General features: G+C 34.2%; 11 protein-coding genes and 1 pseudogene. All 12 read right to left on the bottom strand.

The window, feature by feature from the left end; translation table 11 throughout:
* Positions 1-114: 114 nt before the first annotated feature.
* Positions 115-345, bottom strand: coding sequence for a hypothetical protein (locus ACR65M_RS25775; RefSeq protein WP_440274829.1), 231 nt, complete (start codon positions 343-345; stop codon positions 115-117).
* Positions 346-407: 62 nt separating this feature from the next.
* Positions 408-533: a hypothetical protein gene (locus ACR65M_RS25770; protein WP_440274828.1), complete on the bottom strand. Its 126-nt coding sequence runs from the start codon at positions 531-533 to the stop codon at positions 408-410.
* A 156-nt stretch (positions 534-689) separates the two neighbouring features.
* On the bottom strand, positions 690-842 hold the full coding sequence (locus ACR65M_RS25765) for an FbpB family small basic protein (RefSeq protein ID WP_440274827.1): 153 nt from the start codon (positions 840-842) through the stop codon (positions 690-692).
* A gap of 254 nt (positions 843-1,096) precedes the next feature.
* Complete coding sequence (locus ACR65M_RS25760; RefSeq protein WP_440274826.1) at positions 1,097-1,360, bottom strand: hypothetical protein; 264 nt, start codon at positions 1,358-1,360, stop codon at positions 1,097-1,099.
* 21 nt (positions 1,361-1,381) lie between these two features.
* Positions 1,382-1,663: a DUF2187 family protein gene (locus tag ACR65M_RS25755; protein WP_440274825.1), complete on the bottom strand. Its 282-nt coding sequence runs from the start codon at positions 1,661-1,663 to the stop codon at positions 1,382-1,384.
* 597 nt (positions 1,664-2,260) lie between these two features.
* Entirely contained in the window at positions 2,261-2,827 is a 567-nt protein-coding gene (locus ACR65M_RS25750; protein ID WP_440274824.1) for a helix-turn-helix domain-containing protein, read from the bottom strand.
* A gap of 435 nt (positions 2,828-3,262) precedes the next feature.
* Entirely contained in the window at positions 3,263-3,685 is a 423-nt protein-coding gene (locus ACR65M_RS25745) for a flagellar basal body-associated FliL family protein (protein ID WP_440274823.1), read from the bottom strand.
* A gap of 69 nt (positions 3,686-3,754) precedes the next feature.
* The gene (locus tag ACR65M_RS25740) at positions 3,755-4,660 is read right to left on the bottom strand and encodes a chemotaxis protein (protein ID WP_440274822.1); all 906 of its coding nucleotides are present in this window, start codon (positions 4,658-4,660) and stop codon (positions 3,755-3,757) included.
* Positions 4,661-4,722: 62 nt separating this feature from the next.
* Positions 4,723-6,477 carry a methyl-accepting chemotaxis protein gene (locus tag ACR65M_RS25735; RefSeq protein WP_440274821.1) on the bottom strand — a complete coding sequence of 585 codons (1,755 nt, stop codon included), beginning with the start codon at positions 6,475-6,477 and terminating at the stop codon, positions 4,723-4,725.
* 64 nt (positions 6,478-6,541) lie between these two features.
* Entirely contained in the window at positions 6,542-6,901 is a 360-nt protein-coding gene (locus ACR65M_RS25730; protein ID WP_440274820.1) for a response regulator, read from the bottom strand.
* Between the two features lie 33 nt (positions 6,902-6,934).
* Positions 6,935-7,396 carry a chemotaxis protein CheW gene (locus ACR65M_RS25725; protein ID WP_440274819.1) on the bottom strand — a complete coding sequence of 154 codons (462 nt, stop codon included), beginning with the start codon at positions 7,394-7,396 and terminating at the stop codon, positions 6,935-6,937.
* Positions 7,397-7,408: 12 nt separating this feature from the next.
* A pseudogene (locus tag ACR65M_RS25720) lies at positions 7,409-8,077 on the bottom strand (chemotaxis protein CheA); the annotation flags it as partial.
* Positions 8,078-8,155: the final 78 nt, after the last annotated feature.

Genomic DNA, 8,155 nt, shown 5'->3' with positions numbered 1-8,155 from the left:
GTAAAGCACTTAGAGTCCCCAGTATGTAGTGTATTAAATGAGGTAATAAATCAGTTAAATTACTACAGAAACTAACAACAATATTTGTTGAATTATTCGGGTTAAGTGAACCAATCATTCGACTCCCACGGTTGTTCGACAGTCTGTTCCACCAAAAAATCGATTTCCATCATGTAGTAGGTCGTAGAATTCTTGGTTCGTCAAATTCTTAGGGATTTCATTTATTACTTTTTTCTCCAACACATTCAATATGTTCGTACATAATGTTACTTTGTATATTGGCCCTTTGCTAATAATTTGTTTTAACAACATAACGTTTGGTTTCTGAATTTCTTTATTAATCACATTTCGTACCTCTTCCGGTAAGTTCCACCATAAGCTACAAGAGCCATTAAAAGTTCACTGCATTAATTATTCTTTCGATTCTCAAATAATTCTACCAGTAACTTTAAATAAGCCTCTCGTGGCGTTAATTCTTGTATTTCCACTAACTTCTCTTTCGGAATCCTACTTGCAACTACTTGAATGCTCATTCCGTTTTTCCCTTCTCCCCTTTCAATTACTTATTACTCATATTTGGTTAGCTAATGCTGTAACAGTTGCGCTTATGATAATTGCCAATAATGACGTATAAAATGACCATCTGTCTTTTCCTTCTGACCTCAACTTCTTCAGGAGTTAACCAAATACTACTTGAGGTTTTCACTTGCTTTATCCCCTTCCTCTGATATTTTTTTATCAAGTATTTTATCGATTCTCTCTAATTCATTCTTATCATTAAGTATTTGATTTTTATTTTGAGCAACTAGTTCTTCAAAAGACATTCTTGTCCTATGCCTCATTTAATTTCTCCTCATTCCCCATTCAACCAGGTATTCACAATACCAGCTTGTTCTACTTTAACAGCTAAATCCTCTGATCTTAAATATTCCTTATTTATCATTTCTTAATTAGCCATATATACAGCATTAAGAAATAATTCATGTTGTCTGTTTAAATACGTTACAACGGTTTGCCTAAATTCATAAAGCGTTCCATCTACATACAACTTTTCCATAGCCGCGACCAACTTATTAGATTCATCTACTACACCCTTTTATACATTTGCAAATTGTTGATTAGACACTTCTGCAGTGTATAAACCATCCAAATTCTTATTAAAGTTGTCTAAAAGTGTATTTGAACCTTCAATGGTTTTCTGGAGTGTTGTTCCGAATTCTTCTAGACTCCCTTTTGATACCTCTTTTTTCCCCTTTTCTTCTCCTGCTGCTTTTGCCTCACTTGGTTTCTTTTCCGATGAACAAGCTGATAACAATAAAGAGAAGCTTAAAATTGCTATAAAAACTATGTTTTTGTTCAAAGTCCTTCCTTTCTTCTTAAATTAACTACTTGTTTTCCAACCATAAGTCCATGGATCTAAGGCTGGAATAGGCTCTCTTGGACAAGGAATTCTACTTGAAATCTCATAATTGGAGTGAGCGACAACCGTTCTTTCAGTCTCAATCTCCAAAATGTCCTTATCCTTTCTATTTTGCAGTTCAACTATGACCGAGTTCTCTATTACGTTAATTACTACAGCTAGAAAATGATGTTCACGTCGAGTAAATTGAATTGTGTCTCCTACCCTAGCAATATCCTTTTTATTAACCTTGCTCTTTGCCAATTTAATCACTCCTTTAAACAGAAAAACCCTAAATGAGCATAGATATCCTAAGAAATCTATAGTCATTTAGGGTTTTTCCCTCTGAATATGTAATTACGTACATTATACTATTTATTGATAGAACTTTCAATCTCTTTAGTCTTTCAAATTATAGTTTTATAAATTAATAACAAATGAAAAAGAAACCCATTCACATTTGAATCGTTTTCCTATGTTTCCTTCAAAGTTACTTCTAATTCATTCTAACTAAAACTGAGTTGGTATTGCTTCATACAATCCTCTAAACTAAGTAAAAATCGGAGGATTTGCTTTATGATCTCTGAAGTTGTCATTGGCCCTGGCGATCTACACGATCCCCTTTCTAAGATAAATTTTTCGTAGTTTACTAGACTTTCTAGCATTTAAATAGGCGGTTAATCTTTTGTACAACAAATAAACTCATTTACAAACACAACGACTCTATAGTTTTTACTACAACAATCTCACAAGGTTCTTAAATTAATGCACCAGATCGTACTAATATTAGAGTTTTTCTACGATATTCCTAATGAATCTAGTCAATACCTCTCATAAGAAACTTCTCCTCATTTGTACATATTAATCTTCCTTCATTCTATAATACTGTTTTCCTACACTAGATGCACTCCTACCTAACATCTTACCAATTTCAGCAAATGTATATCCATTATTTTTTAATTCTATTACCTTTCTCTTTTCACCAATCGTCCACGCGCGATAATTTACAATTCGATCTTGTTTTTTGGCTCTCTCTTTATCAACCCATTCTGGTTCAGGGGCCAGAAGGTTCTTTTCTATCTTGTAGAAGGAAATCTTCTCTTTATTCTTTTTCGCCCACTCCCAAAACTCGCCAGGCTTTATAAAATAATATTGTTTATGTTGCCTTGTAATTTGTTTTACGCAGGGCAACTCATGCCTTACAACCCAATTCTCTATAGTCTTTCTATCAACAAATAGTATCTTTGCTAGCTCCCCTAAAGTTATCATACCGGTTTGTGTGCGAGTATCACCAATTCCTAAACGGTTTACTTTAATTGAAACTGAATTAAATGGTCTATTTAGCTTTTTTGCAATGGTTGTAAGTTTCATAAAACCAACATTCTGTTTTAAAAATTCAATTTCTTCTTTTGAATAAACCTTAGACACTTTATAACTCCCTTCCTCGATTAATACTTATTTTCACTTGAAAAAATGGATTAAAAACAATTATAAAACCCATAAGAATGATGTAACGACTCCAATTCCTATTACTATCTCAAAAAATACTACATTATTTGATAAAAGTTTAACTTCAAGCTACTCTCTCCAAGATGTTTGGGCTTTTTTTACATTCATTATCTAATTCCTGACTGCAACTGATGGTAACTAATTTAATAACCCTTTGACTTTTACAAGTTGTTGAACCTCTTGCCTTTTTTGTTCAGGTCTCCCAATTAATTGAATAATCGTAATCTGCCATTTCTTAAGATCACCGAGCTACTACATACAATTGATTGTGATTAATTTCGAAAATGAATGCATTTGAATGCGTAGCTATACCCGTCCATTCGCTAAAAAGCAAGGTGTTAATAAGCTTTTCTTTTACTGCAGCATTAAATTCGTGAAGTATACATTCTCTACATCTATGTTTAATTTTTCTTCTACTTTTGTTACTAGCTCTTTTGATAGTTTTTCCCTATCATCAATGTTTCGAAAATCTTCAAGTGTCTTAGAATTAACAAAACTTACTATGATATCATTCATCTGATAATGATACTTTTTCGACTCTTCTATAAATTCTTCATTTGTGGAAGAGATGACAACAGAAGCCTTGACAAAATCTCTGGTTGTTTCTTTTAAATTTAGATTTGCCATTATTTCAAATGGTTCTGCAAAAAACTCTTCTTTTTTCTCGTCATTCTTATCCGCTTGCCTAGCTTCAACAAATTTCCCAATATCTAAAGCGAAGTACAGTACTGCAACCACTGCCCCCGCCAAAATAGATGTTAAAAGTATTGTTAACAATATTAACTTTTTTATAAAATTCGCCTACTCTCAATTTAAAATTCTAAATATAAAAGAGGGGAAAAGATCTTAAAGAACGTGCTTGTCAATCAAACCTACCAATTCTACAATTTCAGGTTTGCTAACCTGAGCAGTAGCTCCAACCATTTCTCCTTTATGACGTAAATTATCGGTGATAAGGGAGGAAAAGATAATGACTGGAAGGTGTTTCAAACCCTCATTTTCTCTAATTTGTTTTGTAAAATGATGACCATCCATTTGACGCATTTCTATATCAGTTATTACTAGTTGAACACTGTTATCTATCTTTTTTCCATTTGAAGACTTACCAATTAGAAATTCCAAAGCTTCCAGTCCATTTTCGAAAAATAAAAGATTCCTATATCCTGCTTCATTTAAAGTTTTACGAATAAGATTCTGAAGAAATAGTGAATCCTCGGCAATAACAATTGTTTTTGTTGGTTCTCTCTCTCGACTTTCTAAAGCATGTAGGCCATCAGGGTTAATGCCTAGTTTGTTATCAATATCCACCATGATCTTCTCAAAATCCAACAGTAAGACTAGATTATCTTTTATTTCCACTACACCAATTATTGAATTTTCAGTTCCAGGGTATACCGAAGAAGGTTTTTCAATATCCTTCCACGATATACGGTATATTTGAGTAACTGTGTGAACATGAAAGATGAATTTATGCTTATTAAATTCTGTAATAACAAATTTATCAAGCTTTACATTTTCAGAAGGTCCCTGTCCTAAGACCTTTGCTAAATCAATTACAGGCATGATTTCTCCACGAATTCCAACAATACCTTCAACATTGGGATGTGAATTTGGAAGATTGGTTACATGAACAGGGTTAATAATCTCCCTGACCTTAATAACGTTGATGCCAAAACGAGTCTCCCCAATTGTGAATTCAACAATTTCTAATTCATTCGTACCAGTTTCAAGTAGAACTACATTTTGACTCATTCTTTTTTCTCCTTACGGTTTAAAAAATACAAATATGATAAGTTGATGGGATAATACAATTGCTAATTAATTTTGAAATTCTGGATTAAGTTATTTAAGTGTTCAGCGTTTTCTTCTAGCAGTCTAGCACTAGCTGATATTTCTTCCATTGAGCTACTTGATTGCTGTGCGGTTGCTGACACTTGTTCTATCCCCGCAGCACTTTCTTCTGAAACAGATGCAATGTTTTCAATGGCTCCATTAATGGTTTTTGTATCATCTAATACTTTATAAAGAGAGGTTGCCATTGAATTGATCTGGTTATCCACTTCTTCAATTGTCTTTTTAATGTGTGTAAATGTTTCTCCAGTGGTTTGAATATGGCCGGTTCCTTCATCTACTAAGTGGTACCCTTCATCAAGTGAATCAACAACTTGTTTCGACTCATTTTGTATATCCGCTACAATGGTTGTAATATCTGAAACCGATTCACTGACCTGTTCGGCTAATTTTCGTACTTCATCTGCAACAACAGCAAACCCTCTTCCATGTTCTCCGGCTCGAGCAGCCTCAATCGCCGCATTAAGTGCCAAAAGGTTTGTTTGAGCTGCTATTTCTTGGATTACATTGACAAGTTTTGAGATATCAGTTGCCTTTTGGTCTAATCCGTTAACCTTTGAAAGAGACTCTTTCATTTTTTTATTGATGTTCTCCATTTTTTGAATGGATTCTTTCATATAATGACTTCCATCCTCTGTTAATTTAAGCATCATGTCCGAATCGCTCTTTACTGCTTCACCCTTGCTAGCAACTATCATAATTTCATTGGCGAAAGACCCCATCGTTTCACTCAAAGAGGTTGATGAATGAGCTTGTTCTTCAGAACCCCTTGCTAATTCTTCCATTGTTGTAGCTATCTGTTGACTACCGGCCATCACCTCGTCGGCATTTTGCGTGAGTTCTTCACTTTGGCTAGTAATCATTTCAGAGGATTTTGAAACATTTATGATCATGTTTTTTAAACCTTGTTGCATTTGGTTCATTGCCAACGCTAATTGACCAATTTCATCTTTTGTTTTAAGTTTAATATTATCATGCGTTAAGTCACCATTCGCAAGTTGATTCATTCGAGTAGATATCCTTTGGATAGGTGAAGAAATATGATTAGCAAACAACCAAACAATTATAATGCCAACAACTATTGAAATTACAGTTACAAATAGAACCATATTCAATACTGCTTTTGCAGGCTTATTGAAATCCATCATATATGTACCGGATGAAACAACCCATCCCCAATGTGGGTCAGTTTTGGAATAGGCGACTTTTTGTGCAATTTTGTTCTTATCATTCGGGAGTGGGAAATTATAGAATGTAAAACCACCATCATTTCCTCTTTTAATAATATCCTGAGCATATTTTACTCCGTCAGAATCCTCGTTATCCCATATATTCGTTCCCTCTAAATATGGATGGGCAAGTTCCGTTCCCTGTTCATCTAGAACAAATAAGTACCCATTTTCTCCTAGGTCGACATTCTGGTTTATTGGTCTGGTACCTTCCGAATCCTTTTCCCCTAAAATAGAAACCCTCACCTTCTCCTGGGCTTCCTCCAAAGTAAGATTTCCTTTTTTGACCTCATTGTTTACTGAGTCAATCAACATCAGGGTCATTTCTACACTGTTTTTTAAGTTAGTTTTCCCTATTTCATCTAAACTAGAACTGCTTTGCTGATAGGAGACAAAACCAGAAATTAATAAAGGAATAGTTAATAGTAAAATTGAAATCGTAACCAGTTTTGTTTTAATTGATGATGAAAAAAACGTTAATAACTTCAAATTCGCTCACCTCTTTTGTAAAGTTATATATCTCAGCTAGCTGAATGACTAGATTTGTAAAGTCTTAATTTAAAATTTTATCTACAGCTTCTTTTATTCGATCGATTGAAAATGGCTTTACAATAAAATCTTTTGCTCCTGCTTTGATTGCATCTATAACCATACCTTGTTGCCCCATTGCCGAACACATAATGATTTGGGCGTTAGGATGGTTCCTTTTGATTTCAGTCACCGCATGAATACCATCCATCTCTGGCATTGTAATATCCATTGTGACAAAATCAGGGGTTACTTTGTTATATGTATCAATTGCCTGAATTCCATTTTCTGCTTCGCCTACCACTTCGTGTCCGAGCTTAGTAAGCATATCTCTTAGTTGCATTCTCATGAAAGCTGCATCATCGACTACTAGTACTTTAGCCATTATATCCTCCTATAATCAATTACTATAGATTGTTTAAACCTCAATTGTATCCTTTACCTCCTTTATTTCTTCTGTATTTAAGACCAGTTCCAAATTCAATAGAAGGAGTAATCGTTTCTCAAGTTTTGCAACTCCTACTATGTAAGATTCATTAATTCCAGGTATAACGCCTGTGGCGGAATCTACTAGTGATAAATCAAGGTCAATTACATCAGTAGCCGCATCTACAAATATTCCTAATTGGAAATCATCTACTTCCACAATTAGAATTCTAGTTTCACCTGTTTGAACTGTTTGCCCCATTGCTAATCGTTCTTTTAAATCAATAATCGGGGTTATTTCGCCACGAAGATTGATCACCCCTTTAATAAATTCAGGTACATTTGGAATACGGGTAACTTCTTGAAGTCGCTCTATTGACCTTATCTTTTGTATATCTGCTCCATATTCCTGGTCCTCTAATCGAAAAACAATAACTTTTAATTGACCTTCCATTTTCTATCCCTCCTACTTCACTAATTCATTTGGGTCAATAATAAGACAAACTTGACCATTTCCTAAAATAGTAGCTCCTGAAATGGCATGAACATCTTGTAAATAACCTCCAAGAGATTTTAATACAATTTCCTTTTGACCAATGAAGGAATCTACTACCAAGCCTGTTACCTTTTCACCACGTTTAATCACCACAATTGCATAAGTGGTTTCCACTAGTTCTTTCTCAGTTGGTACTTCAAAGACATCTTTTAAGAATACTAATGGAATAACCTTTCCTCTAAAATCGATTACATTCTGATGGTGAGCTTTCAGGATTTCATCATTCTTAATAATTAGTGTTTCTAAGATTGAAGATAGTGGAATCGCATATATTTCTTCTTTCACATTTACTAGCAAGGCCGAAAGAATTGATAAGGTAAGTGGTAATTGTATAGAAAATTTACTTCCTTTCCCTTTTTCCGATTCTATAAAAACTCTTCCTCCAAGAGATTCAATCTTATTTTTTACAACATCTAAGCCCACACCGCGCCCTGAAACGTCAGACACTTTGTCAGCTGTACTAAATCCAGATGAAAAAATAAGTTGATAGACTTCTTCATCAGAGAGTCCTTTTGATTGTTCTAGCGTCACAAGACCCCTCTCAATGGCTTTTGTTAATACTTTCTCACGGTTTATACCATTATGATGCTAGACTAAAAAGTAGACACAGATTGTTATAATAAATATATCAACTATAACGAGGTGTGTCTGTATGGC

The sequence above is a fragment of the Ferdinandcohnia sp. SAFN-114 genome, assembly GCF_059415045.1.
This window is presented reverse-complemented; position numbering and strand designations above follow the sequence as displayed.

Coding starts and splice junctions, on each gene's coding strand:
- ACR65M_RS25770 (WP_440274828.1), bottom strand. CDS start 533: ATGAGCATTCAAGTAGTTGCAAGTAGGATTCCGAAAGAGAAGTTAGTG.
- ACR65M_RS25765 (WP_440274827.1), bottom strand. CDS start 842: ATGAGGCATAGGACAAGAATGTCTTTTGAAGAACTAGTTGCTCAAAAT.
- ACR65M_RS25740 (WP_440274822.1), bottom strand. CDS start 4,660: ATGAGTCAAAATGTAGTTCTACTTGAAACTGGTACGAATGAATTAGAA.
- ACR65M_RS25730 (WP_440274820.1), bottom strand. CDS start 6,901: ATGGCTAAAGTACTAGTAGTCGATGATGCAGCTTTCATGAGAATGCAA.
- ACR65M_RS25725 (WP_440274819.1), bottom strand. CDS start 7,396: ATGGAAGGTCAATTAAAAGTTATTGTTTTTCGATTAGAGGACCAGGAA.